The organism is Paenibacillus xylanilyticus, assembly GCF_047246825.1.
GTDB lineage: Bacteria > Bacillota > Bacilli > Paenibacillales > Paenibacillaceae > Paenibacillus > Paenibacillus xylanilyticus_B.
In genome coordinates, this window is record NZ_JBFOLB010000001.1 from 210,801 (window position 1) to 235,157 (window position 24,357).

Sequence of the window (24,357 nt, forward strand, 5' to 3'; positions counted from 1 at the left end):
GAAAATGTGTAATTGTTTTCAAAAGAATGAGCGAAAAGGAGGCGTATGTCATGACAAGGGTTAAAAAATGGATTTGTGGAACCTTTGTATTTATGCTCGTTTCTACCTTGCTGGCAATAACTGCAATTCCGCAAGTTCAAGCGCTGGAGGCCGGGGAACTGCATGTTTCTATGATCCCTGCATCCATCTTTCCTTATGAGCCCTCAGATCGTTATGCAAGCTCCGTAAATTATACCCTCAAAGCAAATGGAGTACCTGTTCCCGTGGTCAAGGGCTTCAGCGACTATGACTATGCACATTTTTCCATGTCAGATGGTCCTGTCACTTACGAATTAACAATCCTGAATACGGACAAGGTTCATGAGTACTCCATAAGTCCGAAGAAACTTGGAATTCAAGCTGACAAGATAGAGGGGAGAACCATCACCTTCACGACTCAATCTGATGAGTACTTAATCGTAATGATGAATAATCGCAAGACGCGTATGGTCATCGCTGCAGATCCGCTCGAAACGGACGTTCCTGCATCAAATGGTGAGGGTACCTTCAATATTGGTAGTGCTCCGTATCATGTTGATTCTTCAAGTTCTTCCTTAACTCAAGTTTCTTCAACAACGGCGGCGATCCAGCAGGCGATTGATGATGCTAGTCAGTATGGAACCAATAAAGGGGGTGGGGTACAAGGCACTGTTTATGTACCTGCAGGAACCTACTATATTGGCAATTTGGTTTTAAAAAGCAATACGGCGATCTACATGGAACCCGGAGCTACTTTTGTGTCTACAGGGAGGACGGCGGATTATACAGAACATTGGTTCAAGGATTCGATGGGTCGACCGGCAACCTGGTGGATCTCAACTGCATTTCAGTCCGAAAACATTCGAATCTATGGACGGGGTACAATTGACGGAAACGGGCAAGCCCTGCATGACGACAAAGGCTCCAACGGCAAGGGGATGATTAATAATCTGGTTGTTCCGATTGACACATCCCATTTTGTGATGGAAGGCATTGTCATAAGAGAATCAGCGGGTTGGGCTGTAGTAACCGTTCGTTCCGATGATTTAACCTTTAGAAACCTAAAGCTCTTCAACAGTTTGGGTATGGGAGAGAACGATGGTATAGATATTTGTGAATCCCAAGATGTCGTTGTTCAGAATGCGATTGGCATCTCTCTTGATGATCCTTTCTCCACGAAAACATGGAAAGAGGACACCGATATAGCTTCGGGGAACGTACCTTGGCCGGGTTCACCTGAACCCGTGCGCAATGTGTTATTTGAGGATACGATAGCGTGGACATTATGCTATGGATATAAGATCGGCCAAGGTGTCATGCAGGATCAATCCAATATCGTATTTAGAAACGGCGTGGTTTACAAGGCAGCAGTAGGATTCGCCATACATCATAAATACGGTACCGGCACGGTGAATGACGTTAGATTTGAATCCATGGACGTCGAAGATATCAGCGGCAAGAACGAAGATAATAGTGCCTGGATGACCATTTTTACTGTGGATGGAAGCAATAATGGTGTAGGGCCGATCAGAGACATCCATGTAAAGGATATTACAGTACGTGATGCTGGAGAAAGTTTTGCCAAGATTAAAGGTATGGAAGGTGCCGATATTACGGACCTGACCTTTGAAAATGTCTATATGCCTGGAGCAAACGAACCGGCGACTACGCTTAACGAGATGAACTTTTTGAGTAAAGAACATTACAGCGATGTCACGATTAAACCTGTTCAAAATGAGGAACCGCTCCCAAGAACCAACTTGGCACTTCAACGTCCAGCCGTGGCATCATCCAATGATGGGATAGAGGATACTGCACCTTATGTGAACGACGGGAAGTTAACAACGCGTTTTGGATCAAAGCGGGGAGTGGATCCCGGTTGGATATACGTGGATTTGGGAGAGAGCAAAACGATAGATGAAGTCAGACTCTTTTGGGAGACCGCTTATGGGAAGAGTTATCGAATACAAGTAAGCGAGGACCCAAGTCATGAGGCAAACTGGAGAGAAGTATACAGCACTACGACAGGCAAAGGTGGCTTGGAGACAATTACTTTTGACGAAGTAGAAGCGCGGTATGTCCGAATGTATGGAACCGTTCGGGCCACCATATACGGATATTCGATTTGGGAATTTGAGGTGTATGGTCCTGAAGAGTAGAATGCCAAAATCTGAATGAAAATCATTCATAAATGACATTCTAAAGAAGTAGTATAACTCTAATTTTCCAGAGGAGGAGATCTTTTATGGCTCGCCAGAAGAAAAGGCAGGAAGCTGCCTGGAAGTCACGAAAGCAAGAACAGCATCCTCATGGTAAAATCAAATCGCTTAAAGAGTTATCGAGCGAATATGACGAGAAGAATACTACGATATAAGGGACTGACTGCCTGTGCAATTTGCAGGCAGTCGCCACAATGAATTCATGTAATCCTAATCCTATGTATCAGACAAAAACCGCATTCCCGCTCAGAGTCGCTAAAATTAGCGGCTTTTTTTACTATAGAGTGCTGTAATCAATCCAACTTGTCTCCCACATAATGAAAAGAGTGAATATGCGTCTTGGTCAGTTCGATCACGTTCTGGATAAACGCCTCACGGGATTCGCGAAATCCGCTTAATATCCAATTGTTCAGTAGTCCGAAGAAGCCATAAGCCGTATAGTACTTGAAATACTCCATATTCACTGGAGAGTTGTTGATCGTCTCGAATATAAATTGTTCCTCGTAGATTTTGAGTATGGTCTGTGGGAAGCCTGTGTGCAGACCAGGCAACGTATCATCATATCGGATCAATTCGAAAAAGTCCCGGTGTTCATGAATGTAGTCCACGATTTGGAAGGATTCCGAATTGAGCTTGTTAGTGTAGACCTTCTGACCGTGCGTATATGGCCGGCCTACGGAGCACCTCAGACCTTCGAGCTTCTGGGACAACAATTCTTCAGCGAGCACAAATTTATCTTGGTAATGTAAGTAAAATGTGCTGCGATTGTAACCCGACTGGTCAACGATGTCTTTGACAGACACAGCATGGTAGCCCTTTTTCTTAATGAGCTGGATTAGGGCCATTTTAAGGTGCTCTTTGGTGCGATTGCGTGGTTGGGATGTCACAATAAATTCATCATTCATTCAAAAAATCTCCTATAAAAATAGACATTGTTCCACGAAGTGTCTATGTAGTAGACACATCATCGTATCTTAATGATTGGATTGTTACAATTTTAAGCATACAATTAGTTTTGTAAACGTCATATAGCACTATTTGTATAGGTGCTATTCAAAATAGTATACTGGAGGATTTAATCATGAGCAAACTTCAAGACAAAGTGGCAGTTATTACAGGAGGGGCATCCGGGATCGGCGCAGCGACAGCACGCTTATTCGTTTCAGAGGGAGCCAAAGTGGTTTTGGTGGACCTGAATGAAGAAAAGGGAAAGGCGTTTGAGCAGGAACTGAAAGCGCTTAAAGCGGATGCCCTCTTTATTAAAGCGAACATCACGAGTGAAGAAGAAGTTGCTGACATTTTCAAACAAACCATTGAGGCTTTTGGTAAAGTGGATATCGTATTCAACAATGCAGGGATCGGGCGTGTTCATCCTTCGCATGAGCTTGACTATGCCGAATGGCGTAATACGGTCAATGTGGATCTTGACGGCGTATTCCTGGTTGCACGTGAATCGATCCGCGAAATGCTCAAAATTGGCGGAGGAACGATCGTTAACACAGCTTCCATGTACGGATGGGTTGGTTCGCCGGGTTCTGCAGCCTACAATGCAGCAAAGGGTGGCGTCGTGAATTTGACTCGTTCACTCGCACTGGAATATGCTGAACAAAATATTCGGGTAAATGCACTTTGCCCAGGTTTCATCGATACACCGATTATTCCAGAAGAGAGCAAGCAGGCTCTGTCTGCGGCAACACCAATGAAACGACTTGGACAAGCAGAAGAAATGGCTAAAGCTGTTCTGTTCCTGGCTAGTGACGATTCATCCTATATGACAGGGAATAGCCTGATCGTTGATGGAGGATACACCGCTCAATAAGAGTGATGTGTAGTTCCGAAAATAGGGTCTTATAATATAGAAATGCAACAAAACCTGAAGAGCTCACTTCAGGTTTTTGTTGTTTTAACGGCAGCGTTCCGGGGGCCCAAGTCAATGACAAGAACGTGTACCTATTGCCGTAATGATTGGATCAGTTTGCGGACAAACCATATGAACAAGAGAATGACTAGGATCAGAATGATTATTCCGGGAAAACCAATACTATTAATCATAAACCCTCCTAATATTATCCATGAATCACTTCGGTTCATTATAACATAGGAAAGAAACAGAACATTTAGAATTTCTACAGAGTCTGTTAGGCTGAAGTGTTCGTTAGCTGTTGCCGATCTTCTGGTTGCTTTGTTGTGCGTTATTTTAGATTTTTATTCATTGCAGAGAGAATGAGGGAATTACCACAACCCTTGTCAGATTCCTATAATTGTTTGTGCATTGGCAGAGTAGAGATGTATGTGGTAAGATGTGAATATAGATAATTGATTTAAGTAACCTAATTCAATAGAGGTGATATGAATTGGAGGATGAACCATTCAAGATTGGTCTTTCCAAGAAAGACGGTCAGCTCGGTTTTGTTTTTAATCGTGGGGGGCCGCGTGAGGGTGCAGGAAGAAAGGGAATCGGCATAACGAAGAAGGTTTCCTTGACTCTGACTAAAGATATCTGGGAAGAAGTTGATCGTGAGTGTGGAGATCTGGAGATTTCCCGGTCATCCTTCTTAAGGCATGTGATTGAGTCCTATTACGCCGCTAATAAGAAAGACAGGTGAATAAGTTGTTAGTCCACTTATCAAGAGATGTACTGGCTAAGGCTGTTCAACATGTTTTTAAAGCTGTATCGAATCATCGTCATGCACCTAATTTATCAGGGTTATACATTTATGCCGGGAACGAAGAGGTCATTTTTAGCGGTGGTAACACTAGCCTGAAGGTTCAATATAAGGTTTGTATTACGGATCGTAAGACGCAAATTATGAAGAAGGGCAGCATTGTTTGTCCAGCCAAGTATCTATATGAGATTATTCGTAAATTGAATGATGGTAATGTGATTTTGGAGGCAGATGAGCAGCTTGTGCTAAGTATTACTTCCGGGAACACGCGCGTTTGCCTGAGCGGGGTGTCACCTATGGCCACAGCGTTTATCCCACCACAACATCATCAAGAGTCAACCAGAGGCATAGATGTATCCTACAACGTATTAAAATCTGTGATTAAACAGGTAGCGGAGGCAGCTTCGACATCTGAGGCGAAACCTATTCTGACGGGAGTATTGCTGGAGATTCAAGGAAACCAGCTTACGATGATTGCCACAGACGGGGTGGTACGGATGGCGAAACGAACAATCTGCATTGAAAACGAAGGGGAATTCTCGGGGAGTGCTGTGATCCCTAGAGCTAACTTAATGGAGATCGCCAAAATTCTGGATGATGAAGGTCTAGCTAAGGTCAATATACAGCTTAATCCGTATGAGATTAGCTTCATGACGCATAGTCATCTTATTGAATCAGTCTTGATTGAGGGATATTACCCATCCACCAAGAATCTTGTTCCTAGTTCCTATGTCTCCGAGATTGTCCTAGATATCCAATTATTTAGAAAAGTCGTTGAGCGCGTTTCTGTGTTGGCAGATGATAACTTAATTACAATGCATATATCCGAGAAGAAGTTGGAGCTTATATCCAGTACGGCTGAAATTGGTGACGTAAGAGATGTGCTTTTTTTGAAAGATAAGGTCGGAGAAAATTTCAGCATTACGATTAACGGGAAATATCTTATTAGCACATTGCGATGCATCGAATCAGATACCATCCGGGTACGGTTTACGGGCAGCAAAAGTCCTTTTGTATTTCTTCCAGATTTGGAAGATAGATCCTGGCTGTTTTTGTTGACTCCTGTTATGACTAGATAATGATATAGCATTTTAAAATACTTATTTCCAGCTCATGGTCAGGGCGGTTCGAGGACGAGTTGCTCTAAACCAATGCCAACATAAAATGAAGATAATCACCATATCAATGGCATCTCCACCATAGTACATGAGCATGCCTCCGAGCTTGGCTTGATCCAAAGGTACGCCGGTAGGCGGGTAGGCATAAATCATCTTCGATAAAACGCCATGACCTGCCAAAGAAATAATGAGTACAATTGAACGGTACAAAAAGGAGAATCGGTGGGGTGCAGGATCAATGTAAATGATGGACACCGTGAACAAATAACCTGCTGCGAATATATGGAAATGAATGATAAGAAACAGAAGGGTATTCTCGTGCATGAGCGAGTACAAGTTCGTAGTGTATAACAGCCAAAGCCCCCCTATATTAAGGAGTGACGTAATAATAGGGTGAGTCAGTATCCGGGACGGCCAGCTTCTCAGAATACGTGTAAGAGATCTGGCTGCAGGTACACTTAGTGATTTCAGCAGTAGAGTCATCGGAGCAGCAAGTATCATAAGCAATGGTGCCAGCATACCCAAAAGTAAATGACTGAGCATGTGCGCAACAAAATCAGTATGTCCAAGATTGGCCAGGGGTCCAGCCACGGCAATAACTGCAAAAAGCACACCAAGCAACCAACAAACAGTCCGGTACATTGGCCAGGGCTTGGTACGATTGGAACGGAGTGCAGCAAGGATATACATACCAAACGCGAATGCAAATGGTAGTGCTAGAATCACTTGAGGTACGATCCACGCCATAGGTTGCAGCTCAGTTCCATGGTTGTGATGAATGTGAGTACTAATGTTCATATGATTTACCCTTCCTTAATTGTTGTCTGCTTCTTGTGCGATAAATAAGGGTGAGCCCTATCAGGATCATTAAAGCAGCTAAGATGTTCCATATCGAATCGTAGAAAATAACATTTTCCACATATCGAATCTGATGAATTCTCATTAGTTTGTGTTGGATGAGCCCATCGTACAATTGGAAGCTTCCCGCTCCAAGAAAAAGGCCACCCCACCATCTCGTGAGCCATATTGCGTTTCGTCTTCGAAGATCAGCAAACATGAATAACCCTCCGATCGTCGCAAACCAACTAAAAGCGTGAAACAGACCATCTGATATCAGACCAACATCTGTTGTCGACTTGTCATAAAAATGATGCCAACGCAGCAGTTGATGGAAAACGGTCTCATCAATAAACGCAACAAAACCAATTCCAAACAGAATCCCGGACCATAGATTTCGGTTAGCATAAACAAAGCGATTCATTACATTGGAGTTTGAATGTTTGCCTCCCGTTTTAATCCCCATGTTCACTTCTCCTCCACTTAAAAATACATTACTTTATTATCCAATATACCCACATAAGTGGATTGTACTCAGGATAAAAAGAAAGCAGTGTTTAAGAGCGCGTACATGGTGAAGCCGGAAGAGTCTTTTCTGAATTTGGCTGAACAACAATAGGTTATACACTAGCTTTTTGAATTTATTCTAGATGGAGAGCAGAGTAAGCATAAGAACCATACTAGGAATGACACTATCAAAAAGCATTTCAGAGGAGGATTTATATGGTATCCAAAGACACGAACTGTAGCATACTCATAGAATGTGAAGATATTATTCTTCGCGAGTATCGTTTGTCCGATCTTGAGCGTATGCAGGAACTCACATGGCAGCCGGAAATTCACGGGTTTTTGCCAGGGTGGAATGTTCAAAAGGAAGTTCGCCAAGACTGGCTGATGAATTACGAAATTCCAACTAACAATGAATTCATTCAGCGAGTACAAGAAGGCAATGATATTGAGGATCTTATTTTAAGATTAGGGATTGTACTAAAAGGGACAGGTGAATTTATTGGGTGGTGTTGTTCAGGGATCAAGGACGAGCTTCCGGAACCGAATAGAGAGGTCATGTATGCGATCTCGAAAGAACATCGGAATAAAGGTTATGCGTCTCAAGCTGTCCAAGGAGTCATACAATATTTATTTGAAAACACAGAAGTTGCACAGTTAAATGCGATTGCGCTCCTAGAAAACAAATCTTCCAACAAAGTCATTCAGAAAAATCATTTTGTTTTCATTAACGAGATTGAAATTGAGAAGGATAAGTATAATCATTATCTGCTCCACAAGTCAGATTGGATAAGCCTCAACATTTAAGCTCTAATGAAAAGTAGGATCGAGTAACAATTCTAATAATTAATGGCTCGAGCATACCGTTCAGATGTCAGTGACAGGGAAAGGACATAGATGTGAGTATAGTTAAACATCATTAAATCATTCAAGAAGAATAAGTAATGTGAAAACTGCACCTCAATGATTAGATGAAATCTACATTGAGTGTGCAGTTTTTAACGTGTCGATTATCGCGTATGAAATGTTGAATGAACAAAGGATTAAAGCATGTGACGGAAAGAGGAACAAACGGAATAAACAGGTTTTACTGACCTACTCAAGTCGAGAGCACAGGATAGAAGTACGTAACAGGTGGGTTAGAACTTGGAAGGATAAATGGTTCAAGAGCGTAATCAGTTAAACATATTTAACTCAATATTGTAATTACAGGAAGGTGTATTGCAGGGTGAAATTAATATGGAGTGGGAAGTCAGTTAATATAAAAAGATGAGATTTTCTTATACCCGCTTCTTATACACTCTCATAGCGAAGATATATGCTACAACCAAGATCCCGACACACCAGGCAAGTGCGACCCATATATCATTGCCTACCGGCTGACCCAACATGAGTGCACGGATCGCTTCCACGATCGAGGTTACCGGTTGGTTTTCGGCAAAGGCGCGAACGACCGAAGGCATCGACTCGGTTGGTACAAATGCAGAACTGATAAAAGGCAGGAATATAATCGGGTAGGAGAAGGCGCTTGCACCATCCACAGATTTGGCGGACAGTCCGGCAATCGCTGCGACCCAGGTTAATGCCAGTGTAAACAGAGTGAGGATGCCAGCTACCCCAAGCCATGACAGAATCCCTGCCGGTGAACGAAAGCCCATAACGAGCGCTACGAGAATGATGACTATAACCGATAAAAAGTTGGATAACAGAGAAGTCAGCACATGTCCCCATAATAAGGTGGAACGTGAAATCGGCATGGAGTGAAACCGTTCGAATATGCCCCGCTGCACATCAATGAACAGACGGTAAGACGTGTAGGATATACCGCTAGCAATAGCAATCAATAGTATACCGGGCAGTAGATAATTTACATAATTATCGGTTCCGGTTTGAATGGCTCCACCAAACACATAAACGAACAGCAGCATAAAAGCGATGGGCATAATGGTGACCGTAATAATGGTGTCCATACTGCGGAAAATATGCCGCATGGAACGTCCAAGCATAACACTCATATCGCTAAAAAAATGCTTTTTCACTGTTTCCATTTAGTTAGCCTCCTTTTTGCCGATGATGGCGAGGAAAATATCTTCCAATGTCGGCTGTTTTTCGACATACTCCACCTTTGCGGTCGGGATCAGCTTTTTAAGATCCGAGAGGGTGCCGCTGGCGATAATTCTTCCCTCATGCAGAATGGCAATTCGATCGGCAAGCTGCTCCGCTTCTTCTAAATACTGCGTGGTCAGGAATACCGTCGTACCTCCGTCCGACAGCTCCTTTACAATCTTCCAAACCTCAATACGTGCCTCGGGGTCAAGTCCGGTGGTTGGCTCGTCGAGGAAGATGATCTGTGGTTTTCCCACAAGGCTCAGAGCAATGTCGAGCCTGCGGCGCATGCCACCAGAATAAGTAGACACCCTGCGGTCGGCGGCATCTGTCAGGCCAAAACGTGTAAGCAAATCGTCCGCAACCTGACGGGGATTTTGGAGGTATCGAAGTTTGGCAATCATGATCAGATTTTCCCGTCCGGTTAAAATCTCGTCTACGGCGGCAAATTGCCCAGTCAAACTGATCGCCTGCCGCACATTGTCGGGTTTGGTTTCCACATCGAACCCGTTTACGGTGGCGGTACCGCTATCTTTCTTGAGCAGTGTGGTGAGGATTTTGACAACGGTTGTTTTGCCCGCACCGTTGGAGCCGAGCAGGGCGAAGATGCTCCCTTTTTCCACCTCGAAATCTACGCCCTTAAGGACTTGCAGCTGCTTGAAGGATTTTTGCAGGCCATTCACATGAATTGACTTGTTTTGCATGGGATCTCCTCCTTAGATAACCGTAACTTTTGACAAATTGGCATCCATGCCTTTGAGGGCGGCATACGTCAGTTTATCCATCATCGCACCGTCAAAGCAGATAGTTTTGATAATCCGGTAATATTTTCTGGACCATGAAGACGTCGGGAAAGACACGTTCTTGAGTGTCGCGTTTTTAAACGAAACTTCGTTCAGTGCTGTCTTGTCAAACTTGACACCGATAAAAGTTTGCCCGTCAAAACACATCCCTCCCAGATCGGAAGATTTGAACTCCACGCCGTCGAAGATACAGTTTTGAAAAATGGTTTTTCTTAGGTCGGTCAAGGAGAACGTGACGTCGGTCAGTCTAACACCTGTGAATTTTGCGCCGTCCAGTCCCGACTTGCTGAAGATTGTGCGTACAAGGATCGATCGATTGAAGCTCACATTTCCTAGGTCTAGGGTGGATAGGTTGCAGTCAGTCAGATTTGCGCCGTCAAATTTGGCATCCCTTGCATCGCTGCTGGCAAACGAGCTGCCGGTCAAGTCGGCGTTCGTGAAATTAGAGCCTCGCAACGCGCTGGACTTAAATTGTCCTTTATGGGCGATAACGCCAGCAAAGTCGCTCGTTGGCAGGTTACTCGCGTTAAAGTTCGTCACCACCTGCCGCTCCAGAGAGCGGGAGAGGTTGGCGACCTCCTGTACCGTTTGCTCAATATCGCCAATGCTCTCAATGGTCATCTCAAAAGCAGTTTCATCATCCTTGCCCTCGGCTTTGAGATCACGGAACCTCTCCTGCAAATCGGAGTGAAGGTCTGCTTTCAATTCGGTGACGCTTTTCAACTCCTCGTATGGTGCGAAAACGCCATTCAAATAGTGGGTCAACTTCTCATTCATAACCTCAACACTCCTTATAATAAGTTTTCAAGAACACGCTTGGCGTACTCCCAGTTGTCTTTGTTGCTGGCATGCGTTGCCTTACCCTTTTCGGTAATCCTGAAATATTTACGACGTCCACCTTGAGATTCATCGCCCCAATACCACTCGATATCACCCTCCGCTTCAAGTCGCCGAACGCTGGAGTACATTGTGGCTTCTTTTAATTCGTACTCACCGCCAGAGCGTTCGGCAATCATTTTGACAATCTCGTACCCGTATCTGTCAGCTTCGGATAAGAGCCGTAATATCATCGTATCGGTATGGCCGCGTAGTAGGTCGGATGTAAGTTTGTTCTGGCTCATGTAATCACCTCGCAACTGTATAATACGACATACTACTGTGACTGTCAAGGTAGTGTTTCTAACAAAATACCCTGATTGGAAATCTGGGCGTGTTTCACAACGCCATCTCAAGGATTCATGATCTATTTCTGTATTATTCGATTGCCTCTTTAATCAAGTCATGATCCGGATTTCCAATGGGGAGGGCCTAAGTAGAGCTATGGTTTGCAGTCACGAAATGATCTTAAAATGCAATTTACAGTGATTTAGATAGCCCTTAAATGGAAAATAGGAGGGGATAAGATATAACACCTTCACTACAGTCCTGTACCGGGGCATCCAAATTACAATCCAATGATGACAGAACTGCGGAAACTGTTTGATAGGAATAATCAAAATGGCATTTCTATTCGATTATGAAACTGAGATTTTTTGGGGAGAAGTATAGTTCCAGAGCCAGGTCCTTCGAACATTTTGTTTTCACACCTTTTTCCGAGAAAACATTACGTAATAGAGCTAAAGTCTCAAGGGGGTAAGCACCGCGGTAGAAGTAAGGCTGAGCATAGGGGGATAAAAAACTCACCGGCAAACCAAGCGGATACATTGAGATGGTCAACTTGCAATCTTACATTTTTGAAAGATTCGTGAAAGATGGATAAATAGGAGAAGAAGCCAACGATGACTATACTTAAAACAAAACCAGATGCTGGCAATGAGCACAAAATAAAATGGGGGAGATACACATGGATTTAATACAAATTATAGGCAGATTACTGCCGATCTTAGCAATTGCATTAGCCTTGGGGCTTGTAATCATTGGTATTACTTATTCAGTATACAAGGCATACAGAAAACGAGGCGGTAAAAGAAGCATAACCAGGAGGCAATTTGTAGCATTATTCTTGATCTTGGGTTGGATTGGCATTGTTATGACATTAACTACATTTAGCAGGGGGGCTAATTATGAAGGTTGGATCAATATAGAGCTATTCAGTGGATATATCAACGCATGGAATAAATGGTCGATGAGCGAATTCCAGCTCATTATTTTTAACATGTTGATGTTTGTACCGCTTGGTTTCATACTTCCACATATTGGGATGAAAACCCGTCGCTTTAAGCCCGTGTTACTCATATCGCTGCTGGTAACATTGGGTATCGAAACTTTCCAGATGATCACCGGCAGGGGAATATTTGAACTAGATGATATTCTACACAATACTATTGGCAGTATGGCAGGATATTTGTTGATGGATGCGATCCTTATCAGTGTGGAGCTACGAAAGATCACGGTAAAGTCTCTAATGAAGGGACTCTGCATACCACTGTTTTTTTCACTGCTTTTTACAGGTGCTTTTGTCTTTTACCATAACAAAGAGCTTGGTAATCTCTCCATACGCCCAGCTACTTCTCAAAACATGAATCAAGTCGACGTAACGCTTAATACGACGCTACCAGATCAGCCAGATAAAGTTTCCCTCTATCGCAGCAGCCAAATTCATAACATGGAGTATGCCAAACAAGTTTCCTCACTTTTGAAGAGATATTTTGATCTACATCAGAAAGGTAGCATGTCTATGGATGGATACAACCGGATGTGGAGTCTTCTTGACAACGCCGGAAAAGAATATACGTTTAGTTACGACGTGAGCAGCGGGACATGGTGGCTGTCATCTAATATCGATCCAAGCACTCCTCTAGAGCCGGGAGACCTAGTTGCACAAGGGAAAGAGTATGGCCGATGGATGATTCAGAATGGTTTATTATCTCAAAAAGCGATATTCAGCACACAAAATGGGGACACGGTTCGATGGGATATTGAAAATACAGTTGCAGATATCGCGAAGGGTGCCCACGATTATGATACCGGACTGATTATGATTGTTCCAACTACAGAGCGTATGATTCCGCATAGTCTGTTTTATTCTATGAATAAAAATATTTATGTGCGAATGGTCGATATTATCAGTCCGGCTGAAGCTTATCAAGAAATTATAAAAGGAAATTTTTCCATCTACAATGACTTGAAAAAGGGTGACAAACTTCATGTAAACAAGTATGAACTGACTTACACTTATGACTCGAAAGGCTATTATCAGCCGGCATATCAATTCGAAGGAGAAGTTAATGGAATGGAGTGGAATGCTGTAATCCCGGCAATGATGAATTAATTTCGCGTCAACGTGCTTTGAGAAATGAAATGTACCCCTAAAAAAGCTCAAGTCGACTCACTCTGCCTGAACAACTTAGGTGACATCCCGTAGGTCTGCCTGAATTGCCCATAAAATAATTGCTGTGATTAAACCCCGATTGGTATGAGATCTGTGTAATGGACAGATCGGTTAACCTCACTACTGAAGGAAAACATCGTATTGAGGGAAAAGTGCAAAGTATCAATAAAGTGCATTGGTTCACAAAACATGCGAATCACAAAGTGATTCGCATGTTTTTTTGCATTATCCATGAAGTTAATAGAAAAGGAAGAAAAAAGGCTGGTGATAAATCAATGATCCTTCAAGCCAATGACGATTACGGATTATGATATGGTTGTCGTAACAAATTACGATCGTCCCATCGAAGTTTTTGTGAAGGCAATGATCTATCCGTTAATACTAAGCGTCAACAAGCGTTTGAGGTTATCATTAATAAATTTATTATCGGCACTGTTGATCCCACGACCGGCTAAGTGGCCCCAGATTGACTCTATCGGGTTTAGTACAGCATTAGGTATAAGCTTAGCCTCGTATCCGTTATCATCAGCTGTACAGAAGAGATCCGTGGTCACTGGCATGATGTAGGCAAGCGCTTTTATGCATGTGAGTGCCTTTTCAAAATCTCCGTTATACATGGGATTCGCACTGATATCAGCAAATTGGCCTGTCCATAACATGGCCAGTACATTGTGCGGGTCCATCGTCATAAAGATATTTTCCCAGAAGCCAGACACAAAATCGGTCACTGTATCAAATCCCAGCTCGCGATAAAGGCCCTCTCTGTAAAATGCTTGCGAAAAGCCCCATCCCGCATAGGCTCGGCCCACAGCGCGCATGTCTGCTGAAGTCAAATGGTTTAGCTTACTTGAATCGAAATGGGCGACAGCCATGAGTGGAGCGCTCACTCCATCCATGACCACAAAGGTATGAGGCCAAGTCTTCGCAACTCCGGCGAAAGGTGCAATTCGTTCCACCATGTCGGGATAACTTGCTCCCCATTGGAACGCTTGAATGCCTCCCATTGACCATCCTACGACGAGAGCGATCTTTTGAATGCCGAATTTTTCGGTCACCAGTCGATACTGTAATTGAACGTTGTCATAGATGGTTACCTTTGGAAAATTAGCCCGGTCGAATGGTGGAGGCGTGTTGCTGGGAGAGGAGGATAATCCGTTGCCAAGCAGATTTGGAACGATAATGAAATATTTCTCCGGATCCAGTGCCATGCCGTTTCCAATCAACCATTCATTTTGAACATGCTGGTCACCAAATGCTGTCGGATAGAGGATGACGTTATCTTTTTTATCATTCAATCTTCCAAATGTCTTATACGCAAGAAAAGCACTTGGCAGTGTCACTCCTGATTGCAAAGTGACGTCCCCCAAATCAAAAATTTCATAATCCATTGTTTTGTCGCTCCCTTCAGAATGAAACCACACAGTTAGAATGTAATTTCTTGTTGTCAGTATAGGCCTGTGGTACCATCAAATAAAGTGAATGAAATTGAACTCTGTGTTCAATAATTTTGATAGTAAAAGGGAGATCGTAAGATGGAATTACGCCAACTGAATACGTTCCGCACGGTGGCATTCACATTGAATTTTACTCGGGCAGCGGAAGTGCTGAATTATGTCCCCTCGAACGTTACGATGCAAATCAAAGCATTGGAGGATGAACTTGGTGTTCGTCTTTTTGACCGCCTGGGCAAACAGCTCGTTCTCACAACTGCGGGAAAACGATTTTTAACCCATGTCCAAAGCGTTCTGGACAAGCTGGACGAAGCTCGCAGCGACATACATGACAATGAAACTCTGAGTGGTACCCTAACGATCAGTGCAAACGAGGTTCTTTGCGCCTATAGGCTTCCCGTTGTTTTTCAGCTATTTCGTTCGCGTCATCCCGGAGTGCGACTTATCTTTCGTTCCGTTCCCAATCAGCAGCTCAAGGAAACGCTCTTTGAAGGAACAGCTGATGTTGTCTTTATGTTGGACGAGCCCATTCGCTCAACGGGACTTGCAGTGGAACCGCTGCTGGAAGAAACATTCCGCTTTTTCGCTACTCCGGACCATCCACTTGCGAAACGAACTGTACTGCAGCTGGAGGATTTTCACGGCGAAGTTTTCCTGACCAATGAGAAGGGTTGCACCTATCGAACCATGTTTGACCGGGCATTTGAGCAAAAAGGCATTGATAGTATTACATATTTGGAGTTTCAAAATGCCGAAGCCATTAAACAATGTGCAATAGCGGGAATCGGCATTGCTTTTCTTCCTGAAATAACAGCCGAAGCTGAAGTTCAACGGGGCGATCTTGTTGCTCTTCCATGGCAAATACCTGACTTGCACGTATATACACAGATGCTATGGCACAAAGACAAGTGGCTTTCACCAATCCTGTTATCGTTCATAGAAGCAGCAAGGGAGGTTATGGCAGTAGAGGAGGAGAACTAAATTATAAATTTTTTATGGAATAATCCGCGCGCTGACAACGTTCGCATAGCTGGTTTATAACCATTGGATAATAATGACATTGACATCTTCGGGCTTTTTCAAAATAATAGAATGTAATTGAATACTGGTACCTTTAATTCAGTCCAGAGAGGCTGGCAAGGGCAGCGGATTTTTATAATCACGCGTGGAACAAGGGCATATTCCGTATGGGGATGCTCCGCGTCTTCGCGCGGGTTATGATGCAAAAAAGAGGCTACTTGTCAGTTGGAGACTTGACGAGTAGCCTCTTTTTTCTGCTTTTTGGTATCAGGACACTTTAAGTTGGGGGTATTCTGATGAGCAAACAAGATCAAGAGTTTTCATGGCAGGCAGTGCCAAAAACGCAGAGAAACCATTTTTGGAAGACGTTGTCCGTCATGCTGGGATTCACGTTCTTCTCGGCAAGCATGCTGGCAGGCGGTACACTTGGTGTAGGCTTGACGTTTATGGAGTTTATAGGCATCGTGCTGGCGGGCAATCTGGTGCTGGGAATCTATACCGGAGCGCTGGCGCATATCGCGGCCAAAACAGGCTTGTCCACACACTTGCTGGCCAAATATGCGTTTGGTGAAAAAGGGTCGTATCTGCCTTCGTTCCTGCTTGGCTTCACGCAGGTTGGATGGTTCGGTGTCGGTGTGGCCATGTTCGCGATTCCGGTCGCCAAAGCAATGGATTGGAATGTGTACCTGCTCATCTTCCTGTTTGGTCTCGCCATGACGGCATCTGCCATCTTCGGCATGAAGTCACTTGTCATCTTGGGTTATATCGCGGTTCCAGCCATTGCCATTCTCGGGAGTTACTCCATGTTCGAAGGCGCAGACACGCTGGGCGGTCTGCAAGGATTGTTTGATTACACGCCGGCACAGTCGCTCACTGCAGCAGCTGCACTAACCATTTGTATCGGATCTTTTATCAGCGGAGGGACGTTAACGCCTGACTTTGCCCGGTTTTCCCGTACGTCACGCCAGGCTGTTATCGCAACCGTCATTGCATTCTTCCTGGGGAACTCACTCATGTTCCTGTTTGGTGCAGTCGGTGCCATGGCCTATAACCTGGCAGACATCTCGGAAGTCATGTTCCTGCAAGGTTTGATCATTCCCGCGATCATCGTTCTGGGGTTGAATATCTGGACGACAAACGATAATGCCCTTTATGCTTCCGGGCTCGGCTTTGCCAACATCACTAAAATTTCGAAAAAGTTCTTCGTCATCGTAAACGGTATCGTGGGTACCATATTCGCCATGTGGATGTACAACAACTTCGTTGGTTTCCTGAATGTGCTGGGCGCGGCTGTACCGTCCATTGGAGCGATCATCATCGCGGACTACTTCTTCGTGAAGCGCAGAAACTATAAACCGTTTGCCGACATGACTTTCAAGAAGGTAAACTGGATAGCGATGGTGGCTTGGGCCATCGGCGTTGCGTTCGCCCAGCTGGCTCCAGGAGTAACACCATTAAATGCACTGATCGGCACGGCGGTGGTTTACATCGTGTTGATGCTGATCGTATCTGCCAAACAATCCAAAGAAAAGGGGAAAATAAATGATTATACAGAACGCGAAATTGCGGGGTAAAGAAGGTTTATGGAATATCGTCGTGAAAGATGGGAAGTTCGGACAGATCACACAAGCGCAGGAAGCAGCTGCAAACGAGGAAGTCATTGATGTCAACGGCTCGCTTGTACTGCCGCCATTCATTGAACCTCATATTCATCTCGATACAACGTTGACGGCGGGCGAGCCGGAATGGAACTTGAGCGGAACGCTGTTCGAAGGCATCCAGCGTTGGTCGGAACGCAAGGCATTCCTGACGCATGAAGACGTCAAAACTCGCTCCAAAACAGCACTGAAATGGCAGCTGGCGCAGGGTATCCAGCATGTACGTACGCATGTAGACGTTACCGATCCAACCTTGACCGCAGTTAAAGCGATGCTTGAAGTGAAAGAAGAAATGGCACCATACATGGACATCCAGCTTGTCGCTTTCCCACAGGAAGGCATTCATTCCTACCCGAACGGCGCAGAATTGATGGAAGAGTCGCTGAAAATGGGCGTTGACGTGGTTGGCGGCATTCCGCATTTCGAATTCACGAGAGAATATGGTGTGGATTCCATGAAGGTCGCGTTTGACCTTGCCGAAAAATACGACCGTCTCATCGACATCCATTGTGACGAGATCGATGACGAGCAATCCCGTTTCGTGGAAGTCGTTGCCAAGGAGGCTTACGAACGCGGACTGGGTTCCCGTACAACGGCAAGCCATACGACGGCGATGGGGTCATACAATGACGCATACACGTACAAATTGTTCAGATTGTTGAAGATGGCTGACCTGAATTTTGTCTCCAATCCGCTGGTCAACATCCACCTGCAAGGGCGCTTCGACACGTATCCGAAAAGAAGAGGGCTGACCCGCGTCAAAGAGCTGCAGGAAGCAGGTCTTAACGTATGCTTCGGTCACGATGACATCTTCGATCCATGGTATCCGCTAGGTACGGGCAATATGCTTCAGGTGCTGCACATGGGTATCCATGCTTCCCAATTGCTCGGTTACGATCAAATCGTGAATTCGATTGATCTCATTACAAAGAACAGCGCAAGAACGTTGCACATTGAGGATGTGTACGGCATTGAAGAAGGTAAACCGGCCAACTTCATCGTGCTTGAAGCAGAGAACGAGTATGAGGCCATTCGCAAACAGGCTGGAGTTCTATATTCGTTCAGAGGCGGCCGCAAAATCGCGGAATCGAAGCCGCGGGAGACGTCGATCATTCTTGATGGCGGTTTGGAGAAGGTCACTTTTAATAAATAATTAAATGAGGCGTGCTATGCATCAAGCAGAGCCTGCGTCTTAGCCAATAAATCCCCTCATGGTGGACAGGGCAACAAGAGAGCGCAACATCGTGCAATCTTCCTGCAATCAAGAGGGGATTTTTGTTGTTTCAATTAACTCCTTATGTTAACTCACTCTGTCTGAACAACTTGGGTGACATCTTATAGGTCTGCCTGAATTGCCTCGTAAAGTAATTACTGTCATTGAATCCGGATTGGTATGAGACCTGCGTAATGGACAGATCGGTTAATCTCAAGAGCTGACAAGCTCTCTCCAAGCGCAAACGCTTGATGTAAACCATTGGGGACGTCTGGTAAAAAGATTTGAAAATTCTGTTCAAATGCCTTATAGATATATTGCATTGTGAAGCAATTTCCTCCAATGTAATCTGTTCCAGAAAATGGTCTTCAATATATGATATTGCTGTAGCCAAATGCATGAATTGGCCTTCGGATGACTTTCCATTTGATTGGTGGTATCTCGATAAATACACTACCAATTCGGTGAGTTTTGAAGTCAACAAAGTTTTGTAGGCGGGCTGCTTCAAATGATATTCATTGATCATGTCGGCTATAAACGATTCGACATAATTGAGGTCGTTTAACGACATAACCATTTGACTTTTTATCGAAGGGGAATTTCCATAAAGCGGTCCCAAAACAAACATCGAGTGGTAGCCATCAAAAGTAAGTAAATCAGATCCGAGATGGTGCTGTAATACTTCAGGCCTAAACATGATATTGCATATTTTAAAATCACATGGGTCTTTATAAGCATGGCTCGTTTCACCACTGATAACAAATACATGACCTTTTTTAATGAATGAAACTTCATCATCTACGATATGGGTTGCATGTCCATGAAGAACAATGACAAGTTCAGCGAAATCCATATGTTGATGTAAATAAAAGTCTTCAGAATGACCTCCGTATTGTATGAAAAATGGAAATTCTTCGTCCCGGGTAAACCATCGCAAAGGAATCTTTTTCATATATCCCCACCCCAACCACTGAATTTCATGTCTATATCATCCTATAATGATGTCTTAAAAATCAAGGTTTGGGTTTTCATTTCCATACTAGTATAAGTGTGAGAATACAAGATTCAGCCAACAAAGGAGGATCATTTTTTGAGATGACACTGTCTCAAATATTTTGAAAGCGCATTCCGAATCTGAAACACTGAATAATTATAGGGGGCAGAACAGAATGAGAAATGTCTCAAAAACGCTTGGAGCATGCCTTTTGACAAGTATAATGATTATTTCTGGATGCGGAGATTCGACAGATAATCCCAGAACGAGCAGCAGTGATTCCAATAGTCCGATCACATTTACCTTCTTCGGAGCTGACGCAAGTCCAAATTGGAACAAGATGCAGGATGAGGTAGGCCAAAAAATCTCTGAAAAAACAGGTGTAACCATTGATGCAGAGTACGATATTTCCAGCGGTGGAGGGAATGACCGCATCTCGCTTATGGCTGCCAGTGGTGATTATCCGGATTTGATTTTCCCCAAAGGAAATCTAACAAGACTCGTTGATGCTGGGGCCATGATTGATTTGACGGATTTAATCGAAGAGCACGCACCGAATCTGAAAAAAATTTATGGTGAGCATTTCAATCGTTTAAAATATAGTAACGACGATCCTTCAATTTATTGGATACCGACCAATGGTGCTATTGACCAAATCAGTTTTGATGCCAATAATGGCGCAGCCATTCAGCACCGCGTAGTCAAGGAACTGGGGTATCCGGAGATCAAAACCTTAAACGATTTCGAAAAGGTGTTGAAACAATATTACGAGAAACATCCCACAACAGAAGATGGCCAACCAACGATCCCGTTAACACTAAGCGCAGACGGGTGGCGGCGAATGATCACCGTAACCGATCCTGCAGCTATGGCAACCGGAGGCCCCGGGGATGGCGAGTATTATATTAACCCGGACACTTACGAGGCCATTCTGCATTACAAACGGCCGGAGGAGAAGGAGTATTTCCGTTGGTTGAACAAGATGTTCAATGAAGGTCTGCTGGATAAAGACAGCTTTGTTCAGAAGGATGATCAGTATAAGTCCAAAATTGCCAGCGGTCGTGTACTATCGCTGCTGGATCCAAACTGGGGCTATAGTGACGCGGAAAATGCTTTGAAAAGCGCGGGCAAGGACGATAGGACATACGGATATTACCCAGTGACGCTGGACGAAACCTTTAAACGAAAAGACTTCCAGGATATCGGTTTTGACGGTTATGGGATCGGCATTACAGTTGACTGCGAAGATCCTGTTCGAGCCATCAAATTTTTGGATTGGATGTCATCCGAGGAAGGGCAAATTTTAAGAAACTGGGGCATTGAAGGCGAGCACTACGTCATGGAAGATGGAAAGCGCACAATTCCGACAGATGTTCAGGAGCGGAAAAATAAGGATAATAACACATTCACCAAAGAAACGGGCATAGGGTTGTACTATATTTTTGGCGCCCATTATGGTGATGGTGTTAAAGATTCGACGGACAATTACTTCACGACCAATTACCCTGAACAGATTCAACAGAATTATTCCGAAGTGGAAAAAGAAGCTCTTGAAGGTTATGGCATCACGACCTGGAAGGATTTGTTTCCTTCCGAGAAAGAGTTCCCTGTGAAAGAGTGGGGCGCGGCTTACAATATGCCGATTCCTTCAGATAGCGGGGATTATAATGTCGTGTATCAAAAAACGCAGGATATTATCCAGAAACGGATCGCCGAAGCAATCACAGCCTCTCCGGACGCTTTTGATTCCATTTATGACAATATGATCAAGGAAATTGATGATGCAGGAGCAGTAGCCATGGAGCAACAATATACAGAATGGATCAAAGATCGTGTCAGGTTGTGGACGGGTAAAAATATAGAATGAGATTGGGTATTAAATACAACCTAGAGCAACCGATCACCGAAAAGGAAAACAATAGGGTTACTAAAAGTCGCTGTTTAGCGGCTTTTTTGCTTTGAGAGGATAGTCTTCGCGCAAGTGGGATAATTGAAATTGATTTGTGCTATGGCGAATGGGGGACACGCCAGCTGGCACCATAAACGCAACAAATTGTATATGAGAAGCGTCTATTCATCATATAGACATCAGCAGGGGTGAAACAGATGCAAGTAAAACTAATGACAATGATCGGTGCTGTTCTCGGTTCTATGCTCGTATGGGCAGGCAGTGCTGCAGCGGAAGCACAGTTTGTCGATTTGCAGCATTCCAAGTGGGCAGAAGATGGCATTGCATATATGGCAGAACGTGGAACAGTGGCTGGCTATGGCAATGGGATATTTAAGCCCGAGGGGCTCGTCACACGCGCACAAGCGGTCACTTTTATGGTGCGCGAGCTATATCCGCAAGAGCTTCAGAAAGCAGTGCAAGGTACGGCATATTCGGATGTTCCCACAACACATCCCTTTTATCGCGAAATCGCCATAGCGGCTAAACATGGATTGGCCAGCGGATTTCCTAACGGTACCTTCCATCCGGATGCTCCAATTAGTCGAGCAGAGACTGCGGCATTCCTTACACGGGCATATCCACTCGTGGAAGGCAAGCAGTCCGTGCGTTTGACAGATACGGAAAAGCATTGGGCAGCAGCGCCTATTCTCATCTTGAGTTCAAACGGTTTGGTTGGCGGATATTCGGATGGCACCTATCGTCCGAATCGGTCTGTCACGCGAGCGGAATACGCTGTATTCATGGCGCGAGTGATTCGGTTCGAACGCGAAGCAGCCATTCAGACGCAGGATTGGGACAAGCTGATATCCTATATGACCGTAAGTGAGCAAGTCGGCCAAATGCTCATGCCTGATATTAGGCAATGGAACGGTAAAGTGACAACCACCGTTAATGAAGGGCTGAAACGCAGTATTCACGATCAGGATTTGGGCGGACTTATTCTATTCGACAAAAATATTGTAGACGTTAGGCAGGTCACAACGTTCACACACAATATCCAAAAGGAAGCAGGAGACATTCCTATGTTTCTTAGCATCGACCAAGAAGGAGGCGTTATAAAGCGAATCCCAGGCGGGACGAATCTGCCGGGGCAAATGGCGCTTGGTGCAACCGGAGACACAGCGCTGGCCGAAGCGGCCGGACAGTTGACAGGGGAGGAGTTGAAAGCACTGGGGGTGCAAGTCAATTTTGCACCGGTGCTTGACATCAACAGCAATCCTGACAATCCAATTATCGGCATGCGGTCGTTTGGCTCGGATGCGGATTTGGTGACACGGCTTGGTCTCGCAACGATAACGGGACTGCAGCAATCTGGGGTGATTGCGGCAGTCAAGCATTTTCCAGGACATGGTGATACGACAGTAGATTCCCATCTCGGAATGCCGGTACTGCCACATAACCGTGAGCGTCTCGATGCGGTAGAGCTGAAACCGTTTCGGGCTGCGATTGAGAACGGGGTAGAGATGATCATGACCGCACATATTGCTTTCCCAGCGATAGATAACGAGCATGTCACTTCACTCAAAGATGGGACTAGCGTGCCTATCCCTGCCACGTTATCCAAAAAGGTACTGACCGGACTGCTTCGGGAAGAGCTGGGATATGAAGGTCTCATCGTTTCGGACGCCTTTACCATGAATGCAATCGCAGAGCATTTTGGGGAGAACCAAGCGGTGGAACGTGCTGTCTCCGCTGGTGTCGATATCATTCTAATGCCGCAAGATCCGGCAGCTGCACATCAAACGCTGGTGAATGCGGTGAATAACGGGAATATCCCAACCGAAACCATTCATACTTCCGTGAAGCGAATTTTGAAATTGAAAGCGAAGTATGGACTGTTTGAACGCAGCGAAACCCTTACCTATAAGCTAGCCAGACTTAATGATATCATCGGATCGAAGGAGCACCTCACCGTAGAACGTGAAATTGCAGAGCGAGCAGTTACATCAATGGCCAGCCGCGAAGGTGCGCAACCGGATCTAATTCGGCAAGGCGACCGGGTTGTTATTGTCGCAGCAGAAGAGGAACAGGCGAAGCAGCTCGAGAAGCAGCTGCTGCAAGCCGCAAACAGTCTGTCGCTAGAGACGGAAATTGCTGTGATGAGCCAGGGTAAAACGAATGAAGCCCTTCAGGCAATTGGCAAGGCGGATTACGTCATCCTGGCTTCGTACCAGTTTCGTAACGTAGCCAGTCAGTTTGGATGGACCAATTATCAAACCTTAATTGATGCGATGAACAGGAGTAATCAGCGATACGCGCTGTTATCGCTGGGTAATCCGTACGAGACGATTTATTTGAAGAACGTGCGCTCGGGACTTGCCGTATACGGAAAGCAGGAGCCAAATACAAAAGCGGGGATCAACGTGCTGCTTGGACAACTGAAACCAGGCGGCAAGTTGCCAGTGAAAACGCCTTGACAGCAAAAATGGAGAGGCTCAGCATCAGGGGTTGATGAAGAGCCCCGT

At 44.8% G+C, this 24,357-nt stretch carries 22 protein-coding genes; 13 read left to right on the plus strand and 9 right to left on the minus strand.

Translation table 11 applies throughout. The features are described 5' to 3' along the window. Window positions 1-50: 50 nt before the first annotated feature. Entirely contained in the window at window positions 51-2,177 is a 2,127-nt protein-coding gene (locus tag AB3N00_RS00965; protein ID WP_413032877.1) for a discoidin domain-containing protein, read from the plus strand. 86 nt (window positions 2,178-2,263) lie between these two features. Beyond that, window positions 2,264-2,392 (plus strand): DUF6254 family protein, encoded by a 129-nt coding sequence (locus tag AB3N00_RS00970; RefSeq protein ID WP_246311109.1) that lies wholly within the window; start codon window positions 2,264-2,266, stop codon window positions 2,390-2,392. A gap of 138 nt (window positions 2,393-2,530) precedes the next feature. On the opposite strand, the gene AB3N00_RS00975 is transcribed toward AB3N00_RS00970, so the two are convergent. After that, window positions 2,531-3,142 (minus strand): TetR/AcrR family transcriptional regulator, encoded by a 612-nt coding sequence (locus AB3N00_RS00975; RefSeq protein WP_413032878.1) that lies wholly within the window; start codon window positions 3,140-3,142, stop codon window positions 2,531-2,533. A gap of 176 nt (window positions 3,143-3,318) precedes the next feature. On the opposite strand from AB3N00_RS00975, the gene AB3N00_RS00980 reads away from it, so the two are divergent. The 3 genes from AB3N00_RS00980 to dnaN all read left to right on the plus strand — a co-directional run bounded on the left by AB3N00_RS00980 (window position 3,319) and on the right by dnaN (window position 5,982). After that, a complete protein-coding gene (locus AB3N00_RS00980) occupies window positions 3,319-4,056 on the plus strand; it encodes an SDR family NAD(P)-dependent oxidoreductase (RefSeq protein WP_175398951.1) in 738 nt (245 codons plus the stop codon). Window positions 4,057-4,591: 535 nt separating this feature from the next. After that, the gene (locus tag AB3N00_RS00985; protein WP_413032879.1) at window positions 4,592-4,843 is read left to right on the plus strand and encodes a ribbon-helix-helix protein, CopG family; all 252 of its coding nucleotides are present in this window, start codon (window positions 4,592-4,594) and stop codon (window positions 4,841-4,843) included. Next, complete coding sequence (gene dnaN / locus AB3N00_RS00990; RefSeq protein WP_413032880.1) at window positions 4,840-5,982, plus strand: DNA polymerase III subunit beta; 1,143 nt, start codon at window positions 4,840-4,842, stop codon at window positions 5,980-5,982. The genes AB3N00_RS00985 and dnaN overlap by 4 nt, the downstream gene beginning before the upstream one ends. 21 nt (window positions 5,983-6,003) lie before the next feature. Here the strand turns inward: dnaN and AB3N00_RS00995 are convergent, their stop codons facing one another. Together AB3N00_RS00995 and AB3N00_RS01000 are read right to left on the minus strand one after the other, a co-directional pair. Then, complete coding sequence (locus AB3N00_RS00995) at window positions 6,004-6,768, minus strand: cytochrome c oxidase assembly protein (protein WP_413035155.1); 765 nt, start codon at window positions 6,766-6,768, stop codon at window positions 6,004-6,006. A 40-nt stretch (window positions 6,769-6,808) separates the two neighbouring features. After that, the gene (locus AB3N00_RS01000) at window positions 6,809-7,324 is read right to left on the minus strand and encodes a DUF2243 domain-containing protein (protein ID WP_413032881.1); all 516 of its coding nucleotides are present in this window, start codon (window positions 7,322-7,324) and stop codon (window positions 6,809-6,811) included. A 257-nt stretch (window positions 7,325-7,581) separates the two neighbouring features. Between AB3N00_RS01000 and AB3N00_RS01005 the strand changes: the two genes are divergently transcribed. Continuing rightward, complete coding sequence (locus AB3N00_RS01005; RefSeq protein ID WP_413032882.1) at window positions 7,582-8,172, plus strand: GNAT family N-acetyltransferase; 591 nt, start codon at window positions 7,582-7,584, stop codon at window positions 8,170-8,172. Between the two features lie 473 nt (window positions 8,173-8,645). On the opposite strand, the gene AB3N00_RS01010 is transcribed toward AB3N00_RS01005, so the two are convergent. The 4 genes from AB3N00_RS01010 to AB3N00_RS01025 are packed head-to-tail and all read right to left on the minus strand — an operon-like array spanning window position 8,646 to window position 11,395. Then, entirely contained in the window at window positions 8,646-9,413 is a 768-nt protein-coding gene (locus AB3N00_RS01010; protein WP_413032883.1) for an ABC transporter permease, read from the minus strand. Beyond that, window positions 9,414-10,175, minus strand: a complete 762-nt coding sequence (locus AB3N00_RS01015; protein ID WP_413032884.1) for an ABC transporter ATP-binding protein — start codon at window positions 10,173-10,175, stop codon at window positions 9,414-9,416. 12 nt (window positions 10,176-10,187) lie between these two features. After that, window positions 10,188-11,051, minus strand: coding sequence for a pentapeptide repeat-containing protein (locus tag AB3N00_RS01020; RefSeq protein ID WP_413032885.1), 864 nt, complete (start codon window positions 11,049-11,051; stop codon window positions 10,188-10,190). A 14-nt stretch (window positions 11,052-11,065) separates the two neighbouring features. Then, window positions 11,066-11,395: a PadR family transcriptional regulator gene (locus AB3N00_RS01025; RefSeq protein WP_413032886.1), complete on the minus strand. Its 330-nt coding sequence runs from the start codon at window positions 11,393-11,395 to the stop codon at window positions 11,066-11,068. A gap of 722 nt (window positions 11,396-12,117) precedes the next feature. On the opposite strand from AB3N00_RS01025, the gene AB3N00_RS01030 reads away from it, so the two are divergent. After that, entirely contained in the window at window positions 12,118-13,545 is a 1,428-nt protein-coding gene (locus AB3N00_RS01030; protein WP_413032887.1) for a VanZ family protein, read from the plus strand. A 158-nt stretch (window positions 13,546-13,703) separates the two neighbouring features. Beyond that, window positions 13,704-13,916, plus strand: coding sequence for a hypothetical protein (locus tag AB3N00_RS01035; RefSeq protein ID WP_413032888.1), 213 nt, complete (start codon window positions 13,704-13,706; stop codon window positions 13,914-13,916). Window positions 13,917-13,973: 57 nt separating this feature from the next. Here the strand turns inward: AB3N00_RS01035 and AB3N00_RS01040 are convergent, their stop codons facing one another. Further along, window positions 13,974-14,993, minus strand: coding sequence for an alpha/beta fold hydrolase (locus AB3N00_RS01040; protein ID WP_413032889.1), 1,020 nt, complete (start codon window positions 14,991-14,993; stop codon window positions 13,974-13,976). A 144-nt stretch (window positions 14,994-15,137) separates the two neighbouring features. Between AB3N00_RS01040 and AB3N00_RS01045 the strand changes: the two genes are divergently transcribed. From AB3N00_RS01045 to AB3N00_RS01055, 3 genes are all read left to right on the plus strand, one after another. After that, a complete protein-coding gene (locus AB3N00_RS01045; protein ID WP_413032890.1) occupies window positions 15,138-16,037 on the plus strand; it encodes a LysR family transcriptional regulator in 900 nt (299 codons plus the stop codon). 335 nt (window positions 16,038-16,372) lie between these two features. Beyond that, window positions 16,373-17,650, plus strand: coding sequence for a cytosine permease (codB, locus tag AB3N00_RS01050; protein WP_413032891.1), 1,278 nt, complete (start codon window positions 16,373-16,375; stop codon window positions 17,648-17,650). Next, window positions 17,619-18,887, plus strand: coding sequence for a cytosine deaminase (locus AB3N00_RS01055; protein ID WP_413032892.1), 1,269 nt, complete (start codon window positions 17,619-17,621; stop codon window positions 18,885-18,887). Before codB ends, AB3N00_RS01055 begins: the two co-directional genes overlap by 32 nt. A 142-nt stretch (window positions 18,888-19,029) precedes the next feature. On the opposite strand, the gene AB3N00_RS01060 is transcribed toward AB3N00_RS01055, so the two are convergent. Beyond that, window positions 19,030-19,899 carry a helix-turn-helix domain-containing protein gene (locus AB3N00_RS01060; RefSeq protein WP_413032893.1) on the minus strand — a complete coding sequence of 290 codons (870 nt, stop codon included), beginning with the start codon at window positions 19,897-19,899 and terminating at the stop codon, window positions 19,030-19,032. Between the two features lie 217 nt (window positions 19,900-20,116). Here AB3N00_RS01060 and AB3N00_RS01065 point away from each other — a divergent pair, with 217 nt between their 5' ends. Then, window positions 20,117-21,808 (plus strand): ABC transporter substrate-binding protein, encoded by a 1,692-nt coding sequence (locus AB3N00_RS01065; RefSeq protein WP_413032894.1) that lies wholly within the window; start codon window positions 20,117-20,119, stop codon window positions 21,806-21,808. Window positions 21,809-22,047: 239 nt separating this feature from the next. Then, the gene (locus tag AB3N00_RS01070) at window positions 22,048-24,309 is read left to right on the plus strand and encodes a glycoside hydrolase family 3 N-terminal domain-containing protein (RefSeq protein ID WP_413032895.1); all 2,262 of its coding nucleotides are present in this window, start codon (window positions 22,048-22,050) and stop codon (window positions 24,307-24,309) included. Window positions 24,310-24,357: the final 48 nt, after the last annotated feature.